Origin of the sequence: Sneathiella marina (assembly GCF_023746535.1) — a bacterium.
GTDB lineage: Bacteria > Pseudomonadota > Alphaproteobacteria > Sneathiellales > Sneathiellaceae > Sneathiella > Sneathiella marina.
In genome coordinates, this window is the sequence record NZ_CP098747.1 from 2,835,688 (window position 1) to 2,857,090 (window position 21,403).

Here is a 21,403-nt window from a genome sequence, read left to right on the forward strand (position 1 = left end):
GTTACTCGCTTCTTCAGGATAGTTTCCAGGAGGGTTTGCGTTTTTCAAGAAAAGCTTCAATGCCTTCCCGCGCTTCGTCCGTTTTCCGGCGTGCCGCGATACGGTGCGCGGTTTCATTAATGACATCCTGTTCAATAGGCCTGCCCGCTACCGTATAAATCAGATCTTTTGAATCGGCCATGGCGCCCGGCGCGTTACTGCCTATCTGGGACAGAAATATGTCCCGTGCTTCTGCCAGATTATGCACATCATCAACCAGCATGTGCAGCAATCCCAAACGATATGCTTCCTCGGCGTCGAACACTTCCGCCGTCAGGAAGTACCGCCGGCAGGCGCGAATGCCAATCGCTTCAACCACATAAGGAGAAATCACCGCTGGCAACAGGCCCAGCTTGACCTCCGAAAGACAGAATTTCGCGGACCTGACACCAATTGCAATATCACAGGCGGCAACAAGACCAAGACCGCCGCCATAGGCTGGCCCTTGAATAAGAGCAATGGTTGGCTTGGGAATAGCATGCAGGTTTTTCAACATTCTCCCCAACGCCAAACTGTCTTCGCGGTTATCTTCTTCCGTAAAGCCCGCTGCGCGTTTCATCCAGTTCAAGTCGGCGCCGGCGCAATAGCTCTTTCCGGCAGCGGCAACAACGACGGCACGAACGCCGTCTTGTTTGCCAACATCTTCAAACATGTCCCCGAGACGCTCAATCAGCTCCTCGTTAAAAGCATTGTGAACATCGGGGCGGTTCAAGGTTATAGTCGCTATTCCATCTGTTGAAAAATGGAGGACTGCTGATTCTTCGCTCATAAATTTCTCCTACATCCGGAACATGCCGAACTTAGTCGGCTCTATTGGTGCGTTAAGGGAGGCGGACAAGCCAAGTCCAAACATTCTTCGGCTTTGGGCAGGATCGACGATACCATCGTCCCAGATACGGGCACTGGCAAAATACGGGTGCCCTTCTTTTTCATACTGCTCTTCGACGGGTGCTTTAAATGCCGCTTCCTCTTCGGCGCTCCAGGTCTCTCCTCGCGCTTCCATACTGTCCCGCTTGACAGTTGCAAGGACGGAGGCCGCTTGCGGACCTCCCATAACGGAGATCCGGGCGTTGGGCCACATCCATAATAGTCTGGGGCTATACGCACGGCCACACATGCCATAGTTTCCAGCGCCGAAGGATCCCCCAAAAATCATGGTGAATTTTGGCACTTTGGCCGTTGCTACCGCCGTCACCAATTTCGCACCATCTTTGGCAATGCCGCCTGATTCATATTTTTGTCCGACCATAAACCCGGTGATGTTCTGCAAGAACAGAAGCGGGATGTTCCGTTGGCAACAAAGCTCTATGAAATGAGCCCCTTTCAGGGACGATTCCGAGAAAAGAATTCCGTTATTGGCGATGATACCGACGGGATACCCGTGCAGATGCGCGAAACCGGTGACCAATGTTGCCCCGTAGTTCTTTTTGAACTCGTCAAACTCAGAGCCATCAACCAGACGGGCGATTATTTCCCGTACGTCAAAAGGCGTCCGCATATCCTGCGGAATGAGCCCATATATCTCCTTGGGATCATATAGCGGATCTTTCGGGGTTCTGAGTTCGAGCGGCATTGGTTTCGGCCGATTAAAATTAGCGACCGCATTTCTCGCAATCTCCAATGCATGCGTATCATTTTCAGCCAGATGGTCGGTTACACCGGACGTTCGGGAATGCATTTCGCCGCCGCCAAGATCTTCTGCGGAGACAACTTCCCCGGTCGCCGCTTTCACCAGTGGCGGACCCGCAAGGAAAATCGTGCCCTGATTTCGAACAATGATGCTTTCATCACACATGGCTGGAACATAGGCACCGCCTGCCGTACAGGATCCCATCACCACAGCGATCTGCGGTATACCCATGGCCGACATATTCGCCTGATTATAGAAGCTCCGGCCGAAATGCTCCCGATCCGGAAATACATCCTGTTGATTTGGGAGATTTGCTCCGCCGGAATCCACCAGATAAATACAGGGCAAATGATTTTGTTGGGCAATTTCCTGGGCTCGCAGCTGTTTCTTGACTGTGAGGGGGTAATAAGTTCCGCCTTTTACCGTTGCATCATTACAAATAACGACGCATTCACGGCCTGAAACCCGTCCAATGCCGGTAATCAGCCCGGCCGAATGAATATCTCCGCCATACATGTCCCATGCCGCCATCTGACTGAATTCCATAAAGGGCGAGCCCGGATCCAGAAGCTTACGGACCCGCTCTCGCGGCAGCAATTTACCGCGCGACAAATGCTTTTCGCGCGCCCGCTCGCCACCTCCTTGCTTGATGACATTTACTTTATCGCTCAAATCATCGACAAGTGACTGCATATGGGCGGCATTGCTCTTGAAGTCATCGCTTCGCGTATTCAGATTACTTTTTAAAACAGGCATCTACTTGTGTTTCCCTCTTTCAAGTAAAAATCAGTGTCGGTGGGTTTTGCTCATGCAGCCCAACTTTTGCAATCGATCCCTTGGAGATTGAATTACAGTATGTTACGGATCTGGTTCCGATCAAAAAATTAAAAAGGAGCCAGGAATGGCCTATAACGCATTTGACCTGACCGGCAAGGTCGCTCTCATCACAGGTGGTAACGGAGGTATTGGCCTCGGCATGGCAGATGCCATTGCGCAAGCTGGCGGCGATGTTTGCATCTGGGGTACCAATGAGACCAAAAACGCCGCGGCGGTTGAACAGCTCAAAGCCCATGGCACGAAGGTATCGTCCCTGTCGTGTAATGTCGCCGATGAAAAAGAAGTCAAGGACTGCTTTGCGGAAACCCTGTCCCAATATGGACGGGTTGACGGATGCTTCGCCAATGCAGGCGTCAGTTCCGGCAAAAAATCCTTTCTGGATATTGATGACGAAGAATGGCATCGCGTTCTGGGCGTTAATCTTGATGGTGTCTATTACACACTTCAGGCGGCCACGCGCCATATGGTCGAGCGTGCCGAAAATGGCGACGCGGGCGGACGGCTTGTTGCGACGGCAAGTCTTGCGGCGATTTCCGGCGCGGCACGAAACGAGCATTACGCGGCGACCAAGGGCGGTGTCATTTCCATGATCCGCGCCCTGTCTGTTGAGTTCGCGGGAAAAGGGATTACGGCTAATGCCATTCTGCCCGGCTGGATCGAAACGGCGATGACGGAAAACGCCATTGGCTGGCAAAAGTTTTCTGACGCCGTGAAACCTCGTATTCCGGCAAAACGGTGGGGACAACCTGAAGATTTCGGCGCTATTGCTGTTTATATCATGTCCAACGCCAGCTCCTATCATACCGGCGACAGCTTCCTGATTGATGGCGGCTACTTCCTGTTCTAGGGCACGACCTGCTTCCAGCTTCGGAGGGCCGGAGCTGGAAATCCTTTTGCAATTGAGACAGTGCATTACCATCCCCCCTCCGTTAACCAGTCGTCCAGCTGACCGACCCGGTCCGCACCCCAAAAAGCTTCGCCATCGACGACAAAATAAGGTGCACCAAAAACCTTCTTGCCGGACACAATCTCCTCTACCGACGCCTTGAAGGCCTCTTTCACCGTGGGGCTTTGAATAGCCTCCAGAAAAGCCGATTTGTCGATGCCGACCTCTTCGGCGATACCTGCCACCAATTCCGGATCGGAAATATCCCGGTTGTCCACAAAATAGGCTTGAAAGATTTTCTGCGCGAAGGCAATCGCCGTTGGCTGATCATTGACCGCGATCCACAAAAACCCGCGGGAGGCGGCTAACGTGACCTTTGGAAAATCGACGGGCATATTGAACGGAATATTGTGCCGCCGCGCCGTTCGGTCGAAATCCATCCGCGAATAATCACCTTTCAGGGGATATTGTGTCAGCGGAAAGGTTTTCTCACCTTTCATGGCCACGCCCAGCATAAACGGATGCCAGCGCACCTCCCGGCCGTGTTTTTTCGCAACCGGGCCAATTAACCGGCTGCCCAGATATGCATAAGGCGAGGAAAAATCAAAATAGAAGTCGATGGGCAAGGGCATGATTATCCGCCTTACGCCGCGGCCAGATTGCGGACAATCACCAGTTTCTGGATATCGGAAGTGCCTTCGTAAATCTGACAGACACGTACATCCCGATAAATCTTTTCCACCAGATATTCTGCAATATAACCATTACCGCCCAAGGTCTGGATCGCACCAGAGCACACCTCTTCAGCCATTTCGGAGGCAAATAGCTTGGCCATACTGGCTTCGGTCAGACAGGGGAGGCCTGCATCTTTCAGGCTTGCAGCATGCAAAACCATTTGCCGTCCCGCCTCCAGCTTTGTTGCCATATCTGCAAGTCGAAACCCGACGGCCTGGTGATTGATAATTGCCTGGTCAAAGGTCTGCCGATCTTTGGAATAGTCGATAGCAGCAGCAAGCGCAGCCCCCGCCATACCGACACTCTGTGCGCCAATGCCAATACGGCCGGTTTCCAGATTTGCCAGCGCTATCCGATAGCCGGCACCTTCATCTCCCAGCATGTTTTCTGCAGGGATACGCATGTCGTCAAAGGCGATTTGGCAAGTATCAGACGCCTTTTGCCCCAGTTTCTTTTCAACAGAGACAACCCGATATCCGTCGGTCGATGTGGGAACAATAAAGCAGCTAATGCCTTTCTTGCCGGCCGCCGGATCCGTCACCGCAAAAACAAGGGCCAAACCACCAATTTTGCCGGAGGTGATAAATTGTTTAGTGCCATTGATGACATAATGATCGCCATCCTTGCGGGCCTTGGTTTTCAGGGCGGACGCATCGGAACCGGCTTGCGGTTCCGTCAGACAGAACGCGCCGATCATCTCCCCTTTGGCAAGCGGCACGAGAAATTCCTGCTTCTGCGCTTCCGTACCGTCTTTCAGGATTGCCGCACAACAAGGAGAATTATTGACACTCATAACGGTTGAGATGGCCCCATCCCCACCGGCAATTTCCATCAGTGCCAAGGCATAGGAAATAAAGTCGGTTTCCGCCCCGCCAAAACTTTCCGGCACGGTCATGCCCATCAGGCCAAGACTGCCCATTTCCTGAAACACGTCCTTGGGAACTGACTGGGCCTCTTCCCAGTCAAGAGAATTCGGGGCCAGACGATTGGCAGCAAAATCCCGCGCCATATCGCGGATCATTGTCTGTTCTTCTGTTAAAATCATATCACATCATCCTCGTCTGGCATCCCCTGTCGGTTTCTCAGCTCGCCAATTCCAGGGCCATGGCCGTTGCTTCGCCACCGCCAATACAAAGCGCAGCTACGCCCCGCTTCTTGCCATATTTCTGCAACGCTGACAGCAGCGTGACAACAATCCGCGCACCGGACGCCCCAACAGGATGGCCCAGCGCACAAGCCCCACCATGGACGTTGACTTTATCATGATCGAGACCCAGATCCTTCATGGCGGCCATGGTGACAACGGCGAACGCTTCGTTGATTTCGAACAGGTCCACGTCGTCCTTGGTCCAGTTGACCTTGTCCATCACCTTCTGAATGGCATCAATGGGCGCCATGGTAAATTCCGACGGTTTGCGGGCATGGGTTGAATGGGCGAGGAATTTGGCAATCGGCTTCAATCCACGCTTTTCAGCTTCACTCTGTTTCATCATAACCAGCGCTGCGCCACCATCCGAAATGGAGGAGGAATTAGCAGCAGTAACCGTACCATCCTTGGCAAAGGCCGGCCGCAATGTCGGGATCTTATCCGGATTGCCTTTTAGAGGTTGCTCGTCTTTATCAATCGTGACATCGCCTTTACGTGTCTTGACTGTTACCGGCGTGATTTCAGCGTTAAAACTACCATCCTCGGTCGCTTTTTTAGAGCGAGCCAGGGATTCAATGGCATAGGCATCCTGTGCTTCACGCGTAAACTGGTACAGACCAGCGGTTTCTTCGGCAAAGCTGCCCATCAGTCGGCCTTCTTCATAGGCATCTTCCAGCCCGTCAAGGAACATGTGATCCTTTACAGCCCCGTGTCCAAGCCGCAATCCGTCCCGCACTTTCGGCAGAATATATGGTGCGTTGGTCATGCTTTCAAAACCACCGGCAACCATCACGTCACTGCTTTCCGCCTTGATGGCATCATAAGCATACATGGCCGCCCGCATCCCTGATCCACACATCTTATTAACGGTCGTACAGCCAACGCTGTCGGGAATATCGGCCCCGAACGACGCTTGCCGGGCGGGCGCCTGGCCCAAACCTGCGGGTAAAACGCAGCCCATGATAACTTCATCGATATCGCTTCCCGTCACGCCGGCGCGGTCCATGGCGGCCTTAATGGCAACAGAGCCCAGCTCAGGTGCTTTAACATCGGACAAGTCACCCTGAAAACCGCCCATGGGTGTTCTGGCCATACCGACGATGACAATAGAATCTTCACTCATAATTAATCTCCATTTTTCAGTATCTTGTTATTCTTTATTAAGAAGTTTCATTAAAAAGTTCACGGCCAATAAGCATCCGTCGAACTTCACTGGTACCGGCCCCAATTTCGTAGAGTTTCGCGTCCCGCAACAACCGCCCCGTGGGATATTCATTGATATATCCATTACCACCGAGGGCCTGAATTGCTTCCAGTGCCATCAACGTCGCCTTCTCCGACGCATAGAGGATGACGCCGGCGGCATCTTTGCGCGTGGTCTCCCCCCGGTCGCAGGCTTTCGCAACTGCATAGACATAGGCCCGGCAAGCGTTCATCGTTGAATACATATCGGCAACTTTACCCTGCATTAACTGAAAAGTTCCGATGGGCTGACCGAACTGTTCCCGATCATGAATATAAGGGATCACATTGTCCAGACATGCCTGCATGATCCCAAGCGGGCCGCCAGATAAAACAACCCGTTCATAATCCAGCCCGCTCATCAGCACGCGGACGCCTTCGTTCAGCGGCCCCATCACATTCTCAACCGGCACTTCGCAGTCTTCGAACACCAATTCGCAGGTGTTCGATCCGCGCATCCCCAATTTGTCGAGCTTCTGAGCTGTTGAGAAACCCTTAAACCCCTTCTCTATGATAAAAGCCGTAATACCGCGCGGACCCGCATCCGGCACTGTCTTGGCATAGACAACAAGAACATCGGCATCTGGCCCATTGGTTATCCAGAACTTGTTCCCATTGAGAACATAGTGATCGCCTTTTTTATCCGCCCGAAGCCGCATGGAAACAACGTCAGACCCGGCACCCGGCTCGCTCATGGCGAGCGCCCCCACATGCTCACCTGAAATCAGCTTGGGAAGATATTTGGATTTCTGTTCCTCGCTACCATTGCGATGAATCTGATTAACGCAAAGGTTTGAATGCGCCCCGTAGGACAACGCGACAGAAGCGGAAGCGCGACCAAGTTCCTCAACCGCGACGACATGCTCCAGATAGCCGAGGCCAGCACCGCCATATTCTTCATTCACTGTGATACCAAGCAAACCGAGAGATCCCATTTTTTCCCACATATCCATAGGGAATTCATTGGTCTCATCAATTTCCGCCGCGCGCGGCGCCAGCTCCGTTTCAGCGAATCCAGCGACTGTATCGCGGATCATGTCGGCGGTCTCCCCGAGACCGAAGTTCAGATTGGGAAAATGAATTGCTGACATATTACGTCCTTCGTGATCTGGTTAGCTCGCGCCGATTAAGAGTACTGATATTAATATGGTACTTCATGTCATTTCCGTCGACATCTTATGGGGTTCCCGTCCGAGATTTTGTGCATCGGGCTTACCCATCAAGCACATCATGGTGAACAGTCCCGTCAGACAATGACGCTCCGCCCCGGCATCCTTCACAAAGACGTCGGCTTTAACGACATATAAAGTGCGTCCTGGTTTCACCACTTCTGCACAGGCTCGTATAGTACTGCCGTTAGCTGGACGCAGAAACTTTACATTGTAATCCACAGTCAGCACGGTGCTGTCGACAGGAAAGAGGGAAAAAGCCGCATATCCGGCGGCAGAATCGGCAACAGCCGCCACAAGCCCTCCGTGAAAGAACCCATGTTGCTGTGTCAAGCTCTCGTCTCTATCCACACTGACTTCACAGATTCCTGGCTCCAGAGTGCTTAATGTCGCACCGATGGTATGCATAAAGGGCTGACGAGAAAAACTATCGACAACCACTTTGTCAAATTCCGGATTCTGGGCCTGTGCAATGGTCATCCGTCTACTTTCCCTTGAACACTGGCGCGCGTTTTTCAAGGAAGGCAGTGATGCCTTCACGACCATCTTCCGTCAAGCTCGCCGCGCCAATTCCCCTGGCTTCTTTTTCCATTTGCGTCTCAAGGCTGTCGCTGAAGGTATTCAGCAACAGATCCTTGACCAGCCCAAATGTTTTTGTCGGCCCGTTCGCAAGTTCTGTTGCCAGGCTCATGGCTTCATCCATAACCTTGTCGGCCGGAACAATCCTATTAATCAGCCCCCAGTCGAGGGCTTCCTGGGCCGTGAGGACGCGGTTGGTAAACATCAGTTCCTGTGTACGGCGCAATCCAATATGGCGCGCCACATAATATGTTGAGCTGCCGTCCGGCACCAATCCACCTTTTGTATAAGCCATGGTGAATTTTGCATCTTCCGAGGCTATTCCCAGATCACCGCAGGCGGACATACTGAAACCAGCACCCGCCGCCATGCCATTGATAGCCGTGATCAGGGGTGCATCCATCCTCGCAAACCGTGACAAAGCCGCATGTATATAAACTGTCAGCTCTTTCAGGACCTTGGACATGTTGTCACCGGCATCGGAAAAGCCCGCCAAATCACCCCCCGCAGAGAAAAACCGGCCCGCTCCCGTCAGTATTACAGCCCGGATTTGCGGATTTTCATCACATTCGATCGACAATTCCATCAGCTCTTTCCCCATGGTCATATCCAAAGCATTGGCGCTTTGCGGCCGGTTCATTGTGATAACGGCAACATTCCCAATGAGGTCAAAATCTACGGCTTCATATGGCATCAGCTTCTCCTTTTAGTTTTATAAAATATACGGCCTAAAAATTGATAGACAAAATGATTTGTTTCGATCGTAACTATTGATACAATCAATAGTATGGATATTTATCAGCTTCGATATTTTCTCGCCCTCGTCGAGACCAATAACTTTTCGCGGGCTGCGGAAAGGGCTTTCGTTAGTCAGCCGACCTTGTCGACGGGCATCAAAAAACTTGAAACAGAACTTGGACTGCAACTTTTTAGCCGGGAATCCCGAACAATTTCCCTGACGGAAGCCGGGCATCGATTTCTGCCGAGGGCGAGAACCATCATTTATGAAGTAAATGCGGCAAAGCAGGAAGTGACCCGCAAAACACCGGTTCTTCGATTGCAAATCGGTATTTTAAGGGGGATTCCCACAAACAGGCTTGCCACCCTCTTGCGCGACTTCAATCAGTCGCACCCTGACGTGCAGGCATCCCTCAAGGAAGGGACGCAGGCCCAATTGCAATCATGGCTTTACGAGCAGCGCATCGACATAGCCTTTTCAACACCGCCGGAAGAAGGATACAGGGGAGAGTTTGAGCGCCTGTACAGCTGGAAATTTCTGCTATCTGTACCGGCAGAGCATGGCTTCGCCAGCCGCAGTTCCATCCCCCTCAAACGGCTGGACAGGCTGGATTTCATTCATCGTACCCACTGTGAAAGCGGGACTGACTTAACCCGGACTTTTGCCAACGCCGGCGTCAACCCCCATATCGTTTTCCGAACAGATCAGGATAACAAAGCCTTAGCCTTGATTGGGGCCGGACTTGGGCTGTGCATGATGCCGGATATTCACGTAGCGCCGGAAGTAGTTCAGATCCCGGTTGACGGAATTAATATTGGGCGGACAATTGGCCTTATCTGGCGCGGTACAGATGATAACGAGTTGATCCAGTCTTTCCGTCTCTTTGCAGCAAGCAACGAATGGCGCCCCAACCGGACGAAGACGAAAAATCTGGACTGGGCCCGCTAAAGCAGGACAAAGGTCGCCAGACCCAGAAAGGCAACAAAACCGATAATATCCGTCGTCGTTGTCACAAACACACTGGACGCAACCGCCGGATCGATCTTGAGTTTATCCAAGGTAACAGGCACCAGCATTCCGGCTGTTCCCGCCACCAGGATATTCGTGACCATGGCGATGGCGATGACCATGCCGATAAGGGGATTTCCAAACCAGGCCCAGGCGATCAACCCAATCGTGATGGCGAAAAACGATCCGTTCAAGGCAGCAACAAACATCTCCTTTCCGAGAATTCGCCACATATTTGCCGATGTCAGTTCCTTGGTGGCAAGGGCACGGACGGCAACCGTCAGGGTTTGGGTGCCGGCATTGCCGCCCATACTGGCAACGATAGGCATCAATACCGCCAGCGCAATGATCGCTTCCATGGTGGCGTCGAACATACTAATGGCCACCGAGGCAGATGTGGCCGTAAACAAATTGACGAGTAGCCAGGGAAACCGGGTACGGGCTGTCGACAGGATATTCTCGAAAAGGTCATCTTCGGACACACCCGCCAAAAGCAACAGGTCCTCTTCCGCCTCTTCGCTGATGACATCAACGATATCGTCAACCGTAATCACACCAATGAGCATGCCGCTGGGGTTGATCACGGCCGCTGAGGTGAGGCGATATTGCTGAAACAGGTAAGCCACCTCTTCCTGGTCCATATCAACGGGAATCAGTTTTTGTTCCGTATCCATGATATCGCGCACAAAGACATCTCGCTTGCTGCGCATAGCCCGGTCCAGCGGAATAGTGCCGATAGGAAAATGCCGCGGATCAACAACAAAAATTTCATAGAATTCGTTGGGCAGATCATCCGTATCGCGCAAATAGTCAATTGTCTGGCCAATTGTCCAATATTCCGGAACAGCGATTAGATCGCGCTGCATCAGGCGACCGGCACTATCCTCTTCGTACCCTAGTCCCTCTTCCAGCGCCGCCCGATCTTCCATCGGGATTTCATTTAGGACTTCTCGCTGTTCCTCTTCCTCCAGGTCTTCCAGAACATCTACCGCGTCATCAACTTCAAGCTCAGTGATGAAAGCCGCAATCTCTGCCGGCTCCATTTCCTCAACAAGGTCGTCACGCACATTTTCATCGAGATCGGAATAGACATCCGCGTCCAACTCTCCGTCCATCATTACCAAAAATGTTGAACGATCCTTCGATTTGAGCTGTTCGATAAGATCGGCGATATCTGCCGGGTGCCAGTCCGCGACCAGCTCCCGTATATGATCAGCGCGATTTTCATCGATGGCCGTCTGGATTTCCTCTACCAGCTCGTCGTTGAGACCATATTGGCCAACGACGTCTTCCATGTCCTCAGAGTGAGACTGTAGTTTTTCTACTGGCTCGTCTTTCATGATTTTCAGCTTTCATCAATGAGACGCTGTTTTCGAGCAACAGGGCCAGGCATCATTTTCCCGGCAAGGTGATCTTGCGCATCCACTGCAGCGATGGCAGTCATATTGACAAGGCCTCGCACAGTGATCGAAGCGGCCGCCACATGAACTGATTTTGACATGCCAATGAGAATAGGTCCAACGGCAATTCCCTTGCCAATGCTTTTGGCAATGTTATAGCTGATATTGGCTGAATCAAGATTGGGCATAATCAACAGATTTGCGGGTCCTTGTAATCTTGAGTTGGGAAAAATTGTTTCGCGGATTGCCGGGATCAATGCTGTATCGGCTTTCATTTCCCCTTCGATTTCGAGTTCAGGCGCCAGCGTTTCAATGATGGAAAGTGCTTTGCGGGCGCGGCGGGCAGACGGCATGTCCGTGGACCCAAAGTTTGAGTAGGATAGCAGCGCGGCTTTTGGCTCTATGCCGAAGCGGCGCACTTCATCCGCAGACAGAATAGCCAGTTCGGCAAGTTCTTCGGGTGTATGCTCGTGACTGATTTGCGTATCAGTGAAGAACAAGGTCCGATCTGCCAAAATGAGAAGATGCAGCGCGGAGGCATCCCGCACGCCCTCTCGGAACGGAATGATATCGGAGACCCGCCGGTAATGTTGGTCATATTTGCCGAAGGTGCCGCAAATCATGGCGTCCGCGTGCCCTAGATGCACCATCATCGCCCCGATAATCGTTGTATTGGTGCGGATACGGGCCTTGGCGGATTCAACATCCACGCCAAAGCGTTCCCGCAACTTGTGATACGCCTGCCAATATTCACGATAGCGCGGGTCATTCTCGGGATCGACAATTTCAAAATCCGCCCCTTCACGGATACGAAGTCCCAGCTTTTTGATGCGATATTCGATGACTTTCTGGCGGCCAATCAGGATCGGTGCAGCCAGCCCTTCATCGACAACTGTTTGCGCCGCCGAGAGAACCCTCTCTTCCTCCCCTTCCGCATAAGCCACCCGCATCAGATCCTGACGCGCCCGATCAAATAGCGGCTTCATGACGAAACCGGTACGATAGACGAAATTTGACAGATCCTGGTAATATTGACCGAGATTTTCCAACGGTCGGCTGGCGACACCGCTGTCCATAGCAGCCTTGGCGACTGCGTAGGAAACTTCAAGATAAAGCCGCGGATCAAAGGGCGTCGGGATCAAATATTCCGGACCAAAACTCGCCTGCTCTCCACCGTAAGCTTTGGCGACGATATCCGACTGTTCGGCCTGTGCAAGGTCGGCAATGGCCTTGACTGCGGCAATCTTCATTTCTTCATTAATTTCAGTAGCACCCACATCAAGGGCGCCCCGGAACAGGTATGGAAAACATAGTACATTATTCACCTGGTTCGGATAATCCGAACGCCCTGTTGCGATAATAGCATCGGGCCGCACCGCTTTTACTTCTTCAGGCAGAATTTCCGGTGTCGGATTAGCAAGCGCCAAAATGATCGGCTGCTCGGCCATGGTCGCCACCATTTCAGCTTTCAATGCGCCAGGTCCCGAACAGCCCAGGAAAATATCGGCATCAGCAATTGCATCTGACAATGTCCGTTTATCCGTATCAAGGGCAAAAACCGATTTATACGGATCCATTTCCACCTCTCGCCCGGCATAGACGACTCCATGGATATCGCAAACGGTAATATTCTCCTTTGGCAGACCTAAACTTACCAACAAATTCAAACAGGCAAGTGCGGCAGCCCCAGCCCCACACGCCGTCAGCCGGACCTCACCAATATCCTTTTCAACAATCTTCAGAGCGCTATAAACGGCCGCGGCAACGCATATGGCAGTTCCGTGCTGATCGTCATGAAAGACCGGGATATTCATGCGCTCACGGCACAGCTTTTCCACGATAAAGCATTCCGGTGCCTTGATGTCTTCTAGATTTATGCCGCCAAACGTTGGCTCCATTGCGGCAATAATATCAACAAGTTTTTCCGGATCCGTTTGCGCCAGCTCAATATCAAACACATCGATGCCGGCGAATTTTTTGAACAGGACCGCTTTTCCCTCCATAACCGGTTTCGAGGCCAGGGGACCGATCGCACCGAGACCAAGCACCGCAGTTCCGTTGGTCACCACACCCACCAGGTTACCCCGTGCTGTCAGCTCTGCCGCCTTATTTGGATCCTTGTCAATCGCCAGGCAAGGATGAGCGACACCGGGCGAATAGGCCATGGCCAGATCTGTTTGCGTGTCCATGGGCTTGGTTGGGGTAATCGTCAGTTTTCCCGGCCTAGGAAACCGGTGATAATCCATTGCCTTTTGAGAAATATCCTTCGCCATAACCAACCCCTTCGACCGTATCGACAGACTAAGGGTTTAGCGAAGAAGCACGCCATTTGCTATTAAAAAACAGTCTTATATGGAAATAACTGGCGCTGCAGACCATCTGTTTCACATTTATGGAAATTGATAATTTGTCAGTTTTAGATAACTTGCAAGATGCGGTCCTCTCGCAAGTAAATACCCTGAGTAATTTCGCGCAACCAAGGCTGCATGGCGTGTCATTGGCTAGTCGCGTACTGCGCCTTTAAATGCGACCGATAATTCGCTTAGCGCTGTATGGGACCTGCCATCCCTAACCCTTGTATGCAGAAGAATTGGCAGGCTTGGGAGTTCGGGAAGTCCAAGCCTAATGCCGACGTCGTTTGCGCCTAGCGGTAGCATCCGGCGCGCTAACGCAGCAACTCCGAGCTTGGCCATAACAGCTGCGGAAACAGCCATCACTCCACCGCCCACAAATACTTCCGTCCAGGGAATGCCCGCCTCGTCGAGGTATTTTTCTGCCAGTCGGCGCACTCCGCATGGCTCGGGCATTGTGGCAACAGGAAGCGGATCTCCAGTCCTATGTTGCCAACCTTCCGCTGCGAACCAGCCGAATTTTTCAGTGGCGATTATTTTTCCGTCATCTCGGCCTGCATCGAAGCGGGCAATCACAGCATCAAGTTCCCTGCGGTCGAAGCTTCGAAGAAGATCACTGGAAGATCCGATCCGGACCTCGATCAATAACTGGCGATCCTGTTGGTTCATACGTGCAATGAGTGCGGGAAGTTCAGGTCCAGCAACATGATCACTGATACCAATGACCAAGCGTTCCTGCTGCTCGGTAAAAACGGAAAATGCTCGATCATGTACTTTCAATAGCTCACGGGCATGCTCCAGGAAGGCAGCCCCTTGTGCAGAAAGCTGTACATGACGCGGCGTTCGCTCGACCAGACGGCAGTCCAAGCGCTCCTCAAGCCTTTTCAGTTTCAAGCTGACCGCAGCCTGCGTTGTCTCTGTGGCTTCCGCTGCAAGCGTAAAACTACCCAGCTCAACAATTAAGATAAATGCACGTACTGCATCAAGATCCAAAGGCCGATCAATCATTACCAAATATTATTACAAATATAAAAAGACATTTCATTTTGTAATGATACTTTATTTCTCAACCGTAAGCCAACACCTAACTTGAAAGGATTGCCATGCCAATCGCCCAAATCCAGCTGCGTAAAGGAAAACCGGAGACCTATCGGAAAGCAGTTTTCGACAGTCTCTATCAAGCATTACGTACAGCACTTGATGTGCCTGAAGACGACCAGTTCATGACTATCACCGAGCATGATGCCGCCAATTTTCGCTACGGCGGCGCCTTTGATGTCACAAGAAGTGATGACCTCCTTTACATCCAGATTACTGTGTTTGACACACGCAGCGTAGATCAAAAGAAGGTGCTTTTCGCAAAAATTGTGGAATTACTTGGCAAGAAACCCGGCATTCGCCCCGAGGATGTCTTTATAAACATATATGATTTGCCGAAGGAGAACTGGTCAGTGGGAAACGGCATCGCACAGTTTGCGAGATGAAATCAAACGGGCCGGGTTTTAACAGACTCATGTATCAGATGCGCCGGGAAGGATGCCTTTCAACACCATACTGATCACGTCGTCTACCAGATCTTCCCCCAACTCGGTATGAGCGATAAGGAGCCGCAAGACAATCATGCCCAAAATCATATCGAGACAAAGTCCAACATCAACATCGGAACGAATCTCACCGCGTATTTTTGCGCTTTCAAGAATGAGCGTACCTTTCTCCCGGGTATCCAAGATCATCCTGTTTCTGAATGCCTTAAACAATTCACTATCCGTTTCGGCGCCTGCTAGCATAAAAGCCATCTGGCGGCCCTGCTTTGAGTTGAGGCGTTGAACGGTTTGCTGAATTAGATTTCGTAAATCCGAGATACCGGGGTTGGTGGACGTTTCCGGTAGATTGGATACTTCCGGATTCATAAATGTTGCTATGGCAAGTTCCTGAGCATTTGACCAATATCGATATATGGTCGGCTTTCCAACCCCTGCCCGGCGGGCAACGCCCTCAATCGTTAATCGATGCGTTCCGGCCTCTTCAATTATCTCCCGCGCGGCTTTCAAAATGGCAAGATACGCTTTTTTGCTTCGCGGACGGCCAACTTTAGCTCCAGCCAAGTGTGATTTACCTTTACTCATTATAAAACGATACGTAATGTAATTAATAATAGCAAGGAGGAAAAGCATGTCCCAGTCGAACAACACACTTAGTTTATCTCCCTACATGACCGTAAAGGGCGCAAGAGAGGCCATAGATTTCTATGTTAAAGCCTTCTCTGCAAAGGAAGTATTTTCGCTTGTCGATCCGATGGATGGTCGAATCGGGCATGCCGAACTGGTCATTGGCGGTGTGACATTGATGATGTCAGATGAATATGCTGACTTCGGCGCCATTAGCCCGGAAACACTTGGCGGCTCTCCCATAAAATTCCAAATCTATGTCGAAGATGCAGATCCCCTGTTTGCACAAGCCATCGAACAGGGATGCACAGAACTGCGTCCGATGAAAGATCAATTCTTCGGTGATCGGAGCGGCACGCTGGTTGATCCTTTTGGACATACCTGGATAATCTCGATGAAAAAGACCGAGGTGTCGCCAAAAGAGATGCAAGACCGCTGGACTGCGGCCTTGCAGGGGTAAAGTTGCAGTCTATTTGCAAGATTTCAGTCAGTATAAAGCGGATTCGGCTGAATCCGTAGTCAATTGCACCCTACCTGCGGGTTCAACATAGGAAACGACCCCTTACCCATCTTGGGACAAGTCTTGTGCAAGCATCAATGCATTGCCGTCAGGATCGTAAAAGGTCGCAATGCTAACCATGCCCTCGACAGTTTCCGTATCACCGTCAAATTTCACACCTGCCGTTTCAAGGTCCCTACGCGCGGTGTCGATATCTAAAACCCCAAAGACAGGAACCGAATTGCCCGGTGTGGGTTCCGCCTGCTCACCGAGCCCTAAAGTCACGCCGGCTGTCTTGGTTTGCAGTTCGCTCCATCCTGCATCATCTATGTGATGAAGGAGAGTAAAGCCGAGCATATCACAATACCAATTGGCACTAAGATGACGATCTCGAACGGACATAGCAATAGTGATTGTATTCTCCAACGAGACAATAGGCATAAAACTTTCCTTTCGCGTAAAAATATAGTAACTATACTTTATGGACATAAATACTCTTGTCAAGATAACTTCACGTGCCTGGTCGCTGAACATATTGGCTCTGATGGATGCGGGAGTGCCGGGTCGACAGGCTCCGCTCCTTTCAGCCTCCAACGCCAGCCGGACTGCCTTTACCGCCAGTCTCGACCATTTGACCCAGTTGAAGCTGCTGGAACGAAATCCTGGTCATGGGCACCCTCTCCGTCCGGAATATCGTTTGACGTTAAAGGGGATAGAGGTCGCAAAGATCGCCAGAAGAATTGTAGAGGCCGACCCTGACTGCGCTGACTCTGATATAATTCGAAAATCATGGACTGTTCCTGTTCTTGCGGTGACTGGAAAGCCGCAATACTTCACTGAAATAAAATCAAAGCTTTTTCCGATTACGGACAGAGCATTATCCCAATCTTTATTTCAGCTTCACGGGCGGGATTGGCTTCTGCGTGATGTTGACTCAACAAAACGGCCATTAAGACCAACATATCAAGTGTCCAGCGTCGGCGTCAGAATAAACAGGGCCATTAATTTCGGCCGATAGCCGTAATTCTTGATTACAATGAGGTCACCGTTCCATATCGCCGGCGTAAATACAACGAAACTTGGCATGACCGAAGGACGATCATGCTTGCCTCATCGTAGCAATCTGATCAATTGAATGAGCTTAATCTGTAGTTTGCTGTATTCAAATAACAAATGCTTGCTCGATATACTGTAAATCGACACAATTGAATTGGTATTACTGCATCAGGGAGGAGCTCAATTTGACTGAAGAAGATCTTATACTGGATACTTTGGAAGAATATGCCAAAGCATATTGCGCAAAAGACCTTAACAGACTGATGGCCATATTCGTTGAGGGGCAAGGCATCTCGCTTATAGGAACTGGTTCTGATGAGCTTTGTTCTGGTAGAGAAGCTGTCGCAGCTGTCTTCGAGCGAAATTTCCGTGATGCGACAGCCTCACGATTCGAATGGGCCTGGAAAGACATTGCAATTCACGGCAATGCTGCAATCGTAGCCATTGCACTAAACATACATCTAAAAATCAACGACGGTACTGCCATAGTACCGCTTCGTTGGACGGTTTCACTTATCGCGACGAATGCAGGCTGGAAGTGGGTTCATCGTCACGCTTCCGCGGCTGCAAATTCGCAAGAAGAAGGCTCCGCTTATCCATCTTTGAAAAACTGAACCGGTACGCGGAAATTCCAAAGCACTAGCTTTGGTACAAGAAAGCTTGGCTTGACCAAAACACAACCAGACCCGCCCCAGATAGCAATCTGAGCAGAGTCAATTGAAACTGATTTGTAGGTTGGTGCGGCCGAGAAGACTCGAACTTCCACCCGTGTTACCGGACAGCGACCTCAACGCTGCGCGTCTACCAATTCCGCCACGGCCGCACAATGGTGCACGGGAATAACAAATGTTTGCCCGACGTGCAACAACTGAATTCGTTATTTGGTCGAATTAAAATTCCTGGGTATTGTTTTTCACATTATCAGTGATCGAAATCCCGATATTGTCATCGACAATAATGATTTCGCCATAAGCGATAGGCTTATTATTTGCGAGAACGACCGCATCGTCATCTGCGCCGGCATCCAGTTCGATGACGGCTCCGCGCCCCATTTTCAGAAGCTGATGAATAGGCATAACAGCTTTTCCCAGTACCACTGAGATTTCCACATCCACGCCCTCAATTGCTTTGTCGTCCATCACGTTTCCACATACCGGTTGGTTACTTATGACGCATAGTATGCGCAATCAGGGTTAACAAGCCCTTAAGAAAGGCCTGCGATTCCGTATTTCGATATGCACCGATGTTGTTGTTTTGAATGTATCTGCTATAACTCAGCCATGCATGATATCGAATGGACAATAGCGGATAAGGCCGTGCCCTATGAAGAAGCAATCCGATTTATGGAACAAAGGGTTAAAGATATTCGTGAAGGTAATGCAAAAGAACTTATCTGGCTTGTTGAACATCCGCCGCTATATACAGCCGGCACCAGCGCCGATAGTGCCGACTTGATCATGCCGGATCGATTTCCCGTCTATAGCGCGGGTCGCGGCGGGCAATATACTTACCATGGACCAGGCCAGCGCGTTGTCTATGTAATGCTGGATTTGAAAAAGCGAAATGCAGATGTGCGGGCGTTCGTCCAGGATATGGAAGACTGGATTGTCGATGTTCTGGCTCAATATCAAATTAAGGGCGAGAAAAGAGACGGCCGGGTTGGTGTCTGGGTCGACCGTGGTTTTCGCGAAGACAAGATTGCCGCCATTGGCGTTCGTGTTCGGCGCTGGGTCAGTTTTCACGGAATTTCCGTCAATGTTGACCCTGATCTCACCCATTACAGTGGGATCGTCCCTTGCGGTATTTCGGAGCACGGCGTAACGTCCCTTGTCGATCTTGGAATACCGGTTAGCATGCCGGAGTTCGACATTGAGCTTCGCAATAGTTTTGAGAATATTTTTCTTGAAGCCGGGGCAAAGGGAACAATTGCCCCTTAAACCCCTGCTATCTATTCAAATTCAAGAATAATGTCATCCACGGCCAATGTATCACCAGCGCTGGCAGATACCTTCGAGACCACGCCATCGTTCTCTGCCCTAAGGATATTTTCCATTTTCATGGCTTCTACAACGGCCAGCGTTTGACCTGCTTTGATTTCCTCTCCTTCATCCACATGCACGGAGACAATCATGCCTGGCATGGGACACAGCAGATATTTGGACATATCCGGCGCGACTTTAACTGGCATTAGCTTCGCAAGCTCGGCGATGGCAGGCCGCTGGACTGAAAAATCCAGAATGGCTCCCCCATGTGTCAGCTGCACTATCCCGCGGGATAGTTCAAGCTGGGCAATTATCTTGCGGCCGTTAATCTCGGCCTTAACAAATCGCTTACCCGGTTTCCATTTACTGCGAACGGCAATGACGGTGCCGTCAATTTCGACATCAATGCCACCTTTTATATCCTCGACATGAACTGCCAGCGATTTTTCTTTGCCTTCACTGACGATCCAGTCCTCACCGGCGCGCTCCGCCAGCTTTTTCTTCTTTCTACTCGCATGACGCAGCTGCACCAGAACAGCCAGTGCTGCCAGCTTCTCATACGTTTCCGTATCCAGTTCTACGCCTACAAATCCCTCGGGATATTCTTCGGCAATAAATCCAGTAGTCAGGTTACCGGCTTTAAAACGCGGGTGATTACAAACGGCGTTCAGGAAATTGACATTATGCGCGATTCCCTTGACCTCATAGGCATCCAGGGCACGCCCCATTTCTTCAATGGCGTCTTCCCGATTAGCACCATATGTCACCAACTTGGCAATCATCGGGTCATAGAACATGGTGATTTCGGAGCCTTCCGTTACCCCCGTATCTACCCGGACATTTTCTCCTTTGGGTATGGTATAGCGGCGCAAGCGACCGATTGAAGGCAGGAATCCCCGATACGGGTCCTCTGCATAGAGCCGGCTTTCGACAGCCCACCCTGTCAGGGTCACGTCATCTTGCTGTAGATCCAATTTTTCCCCATAGGCTATGCGGATCATTTGCTCGACCAGATCGACGCCGGTGATTAGCTCGGTTACCGGATGTTCAACCTGCAGCCGCGTATTCATTTCCAGGAAATAGAAACTCCGGTCTGCTCCAACGATAAACTCCACCGTTCCAGCAGAATGATAATCCACCTCACGGGCCAGTGCGACAGCCTGCTCGCCCATGGCTTTGCGCAGATCCTCATCCAGAAATGGGCTCGGGGCTTCTTCGATAACCTTTTGATGGCGCCGCTGGATCGAGCATTCACGCTCTCCCAAATAGATGCAATTGCCATGCTTGTCCGCAAGAACCTGAATTTCAATATGACGCGGATCTACAACAAATTTCTCGATAAAGATCCGGTCGTCGCCAAAGCTGCTTATGGCTTCATTTTTTGCCGATTGGAATCCTTCTCGGGCTTCATCGTCATCATAGGCAACGCGCATGCCCTTACCACCACCGCCGGCGGACGCCTTGATCATCACAGGGTATCCGATTTCACCTGAAATCTTGACTGCGTGATCGGCATCTTCAATCAGATCCATATGACCCGGGACCGTGCTGACACCGGCTTCCAGTGCGAGCTTCTTGGAAGCTATCTTGTCACCCATGGAAGCGATGGCCTTCTGGCCTGGTCCGATAAAGGCAATTCCTGCTTCATCCAGCGCATCGGCAAACGCCTGATTTTCAGACAAAAACCCATAGCCTGGATGGACAGCTTCCGCCCCCGTCTGCTTACAGGCATCAATGATCTTGTCGATAATCAGATAACTTTCGGCCGCCGCGGCCGGCCCGATATGCACTGCTTCATCGGCATTTCGCATATGAACCGCCCCGTCATCTGCTTCTGAATAGACAGCAACGGTTTTAATACCCATTTCCTGCGCCGAACGTATAACCCGGCAAGCGATTTCACCGCGATTGGCGATAAGGATTTTTTTGAACATTT

The 21,403-nt window shown here is 51.1% G+C and carries 22 protein-coding genes and 1 tRNA gene; 7 read left to right on the top strand and 16 right to left on the bottom strand.

The features are described 5' to 3' along the window. Window positions 1-13: 13 nt before the first annotated feature. Entirely contained in the window at window positions 14-808 is a 795-nt protein-coding gene (locus tag NBZ79_RS13620) for an enoyl-CoA hydratase/isomerase family protein (RefSeq protein WP_251933022.1), read from the bottom strand. Window positions 809-817: 9 nt separating this feature from the next. Further along, window positions 818-2,425, bottom strand: a complete 1,608-nt coding sequence (locus tag NBZ79_RS13625; RefSeq protein WP_251933023.1) for a carboxyl transferase domain-containing protein — start codon at window positions 2,423-2,425, stop codon at window positions 818-820. Window positions 2,426-2,570: 145 nt separating this feature from the next. Between NBZ79_RS13625 and NBZ79_RS13630 the strand changes: the two genes are divergently transcribed. Further along, a complete protein-coding gene (locus NBZ79_RS13630; protein WP_251933024.1) occupies window positions 2,571-3,353 on the top strand; it encodes an SDR family NAD(P)-dependent oxidoreductase in 783 nt (260 codons plus the stop codon). 65 nt (window positions 3,354-3,418) lie between these two features. Here the strand turns inward: NBZ79_RS13630 and NBZ79_RS13635 are convergent, their stop codons facing one another. The 6 genes from NBZ79_RS13635 to NBZ79_RS13660 all read right to left on the bottom strand — a co-directional run bounded on the left by NBZ79_RS13635 (window position 3,419) and on the right by NBZ79_RS13660 (window position 8,958). Then, complete coding sequence (locus tag NBZ79_RS13635) at window positions 3,419-4,024, bottom strand: 2-hydroxychromene-2-carboxylate isomerase (protein ID WP_251933025.1); 606 nt, start codon at window positions 4,022-4,024, stop codon at window positions 3,419-3,421. Between the two features lie 11 nt (window positions 4,025-4,035). Next, a complete protein-coding gene (locus tag NBZ79_RS13640) occupies window positions 4,036-5,172 on the bottom strand; it encodes an acyl-CoA dehydrogenase family protein (protein WP_251933026.1) in 1,137 nt (378 codons plus the stop codon). 37 nt (window positions 5,173-5,209) lie between these two features. Further along, window positions 5,210-6,397 (bottom strand): acetyl-CoA C-acyltransferase, encoded by a 1,188-nt coding sequence (locus NBZ79_RS13645; protein ID WP_251933029.1) that lies wholly within the window; start codon window positions 6,395-6,397, stop codon window positions 5,210-5,212. Between the two features lie 37 nt (window positions 6,398-6,434). Further along, window positions 6,435-7,607, bottom strand: coding sequence for an isovaleryl-CoA dehydrogenase (locus tag NBZ79_RS13650; RefSeq protein WP_274706787.1), 1,173 nt, complete (start codon window positions 7,605-7,607; stop codon window positions 6,435-6,437). A gap of 63 nt (window positions 7,608-7,670) precedes the next feature. Next, the gene (locus NBZ79_RS13655) at window positions 7,671-8,165 is read right to left on the bottom strand and encodes a PaaI family thioesterase (RefSeq protein WP_251933030.1); all 495 of its coding nucleotides are present in this window, start codon (window positions 8,163-8,165) and stop codon (window positions 7,671-7,673) included. A gap of 4 nt (window positions 8,166-8,169) precedes the next feature. After that, entirely contained in the window at window positions 8,170-8,958 is a 789-nt protein-coding gene (locus NBZ79_RS13660) for an enoyl-CoA hydratase/isomerase family protein (protein WP_251933031.1), read from the bottom strand. A 93-nt stretch (window positions 8,959-9,051) separates the two neighbouring features. Here NBZ79_RS13660 and NBZ79_RS13665 point away from each other — a divergent pair, with 93 nt between their 5' ends. Continuing rightward, on the top strand, window positions 9,052-9,951 hold the full coding sequence (locus NBZ79_RS13665) for a LysR family transcriptional regulator (protein ID WP_251933032.1): 900 nt from the start codon (window positions 9,052-9,054) through the stop codon (window positions 9,949-9,951). Here the strand turns inward: NBZ79_RS13665 and mgtE are convergent. From mgtE to NBZ79_RS13680, 3 genes are all read right to left on the bottom strand, one after another. Continuing rightward, entirely contained in the window at window positions 9,948-11,351 is a 1,404-nt protein-coding gene (gene mgtE / locus NBZ79_RS13670) for a magnesium transporter (RefSeq protein ID WP_251933033.1), read from the bottom strand. The genes NBZ79_RS13665 and mgtE overlap by 4 nt on opposite strands. Before the next feature lie 5 nt (window positions 11,352-11,356). Further along, window positions 11,357-13,684, bottom strand: a complete 2,328-nt coding sequence (locus NBZ79_RS13675; protein WP_251933034.1) for an NADP-dependent malic enzyme — start codon at window positions 13,682-13,684, stop codon at window positions 11,357-11,359. A gap of 228 nt (window positions 13,685-13,912) precedes the next feature. Further along, on the bottom strand, window positions 13,913-14,770 hold the full coding sequence (locus NBZ79_RS13680) for a LysR substrate-binding domain-containing protein (RefSeq protein WP_251933035.1): 858 nt from the start codon (window positions 14,768-14,770) through the stop codon (window positions 13,913-13,915). 95 nt (window positions 14,771-14,865) lie between these two features. On the opposite strand from NBZ79_RS13680, the gene NBZ79_RS13685 reads away from it, so the two are divergent. After that, window positions 14,866-15,246 carry a tautomerase family protein gene (locus NBZ79_RS13685; RefSeq protein WP_251933037.1) on the top strand — a complete coding sequence of 127 codons (381 nt, stop codon included), beginning with the start codon at window positions 14,866-14,868 and terminating at the stop codon, window positions 15,244-15,246. Window positions 15,247-15,273: 27 nt separating this feature from the next. Here NBZ79_RS13685 and NBZ79_RS13690 read toward each other — a convergent pair whose 3' ends face one another. After that, entirely contained in the window at window positions 15,274-15,867 is a 594-nt protein-coding gene (locus NBZ79_RS13690) for a TetR/AcrR family transcriptional regulator (RefSeq protein ID WP_251933039.1), read from the bottom strand. A gap of 67 nt (window positions 15,868-15,934) precedes the next feature. Here NBZ79_RS13690 and NBZ79_RS13695 point away from each other — a divergent pair, with 67 nt between their 5' ends. Continuing rightward, window positions 15,935-16,390 carry a VOC family protein gene (locus NBZ79_RS13695; protein WP_251933040.1) on the top strand — a complete coding sequence of 152 codons (456 nt, stop codon included), beginning with the start codon at window positions 15,935-15,937 and terminating at the stop codon, window positions 16,388-16,390. Window positions 16,391-16,492: 102 nt separating this feature from the next. On the opposite strand, the gene NBZ79_RS13700 is transcribed toward NBZ79_RS13695, so the two are convergent. Beyond that, a complete protein-coding gene (locus NBZ79_RS13700) occupies window positions 16,493-16,870 on the bottom strand; it encodes a VOC family protein (protein WP_251933042.1) in 378 nt (125 codons plus the stop codon). 40 nt (window positions 16,871-16,910) lie between these two features. Between NBZ79_RS13700 and NBZ79_RS13705 the strand changes: the two genes are divergently transcribed. Next, window positions 16,911-17,447, top strand: coding sequence for a winged helix-turn-helix transcriptional regulator (locus NBZ79_RS13705; RefSeq protein WP_251933043.1), 537 nt, complete (start codon window positions 16,911-16,913; stop codon window positions 17,445-17,447). Window positions 17,448-17,670: 223 nt separating this feature from the next. Continuing rightward, window positions 17,671-18,099: a nuclear transport factor 2 family protein gene (locus NBZ79_RS13710; protein WP_251933044.1), complete on the top strand. Its 429-nt coding sequence runs from the start codon at window positions 17,671-17,673 to the stop codon at window positions 18,097-18,099. A gap of 122 nt (window positions 18,100-18,221) precedes the next feature. Here NBZ79_RS13710 and NBZ79_RS13715 read toward each other — a convergent pair. Both NBZ79_RS13715 and NBZ79_RS13720 read right to left on the bottom strand, forming a co-directional pair. After that, window positions 18,222-18,308 (bottom strand) — tRNA-Leu (locus tag NBZ79_RS13715). A 67-nt stretch (window positions 18,309-18,375) separates the two neighbouring features. Continuing rightward, window positions 18,376-18,624 carry a FliM/FliN family flagellar motor switch protein gene (locus NBZ79_RS13720; protein WP_251933045.1) on the bottom strand — a complete coding sequence of 83 codons (249 nt, stop codon included), beginning with the start codon at window positions 18,622-18,624 and terminating at the stop codon, window positions 18,376-18,378. Between the two features lie 141 nt (window positions 18,625-18,765). On the opposite strand from NBZ79_RS13720, the gene lipB reads away from it, so the two are divergent. Beyond that, window positions 18,766-19,422 (top strand): lipoyl(octanoyl) transferase LipB, encoded by a 657-nt coding sequence (gene lipB / locus NBZ79_RS13725; RefSeq protein WP_251933046.1) that lies wholly within the window; start codon window positions 18,766-18,768, stop codon window positions 19,420-19,422. An 11-nt stretch (window positions 19,423-19,433) separates the two neighbouring features. On the opposite strand, the gene NBZ79_RS13735 is transcribed toward lipB, so the two are convergent. After that, window positions 19,434-21,401 (bottom strand): acetyl-CoA carboxylase biotin carboxylase subunit, encoded by a 1,968-nt coding sequence (locus NBZ79_RS13735; protein WP_256470223.1) that lies wholly within the window; start codon window positions 21,399-21,401, stop codon window positions 19,434-19,436. Window positions 21,402-21,403 lie beyond the last annotated feature (2 nt).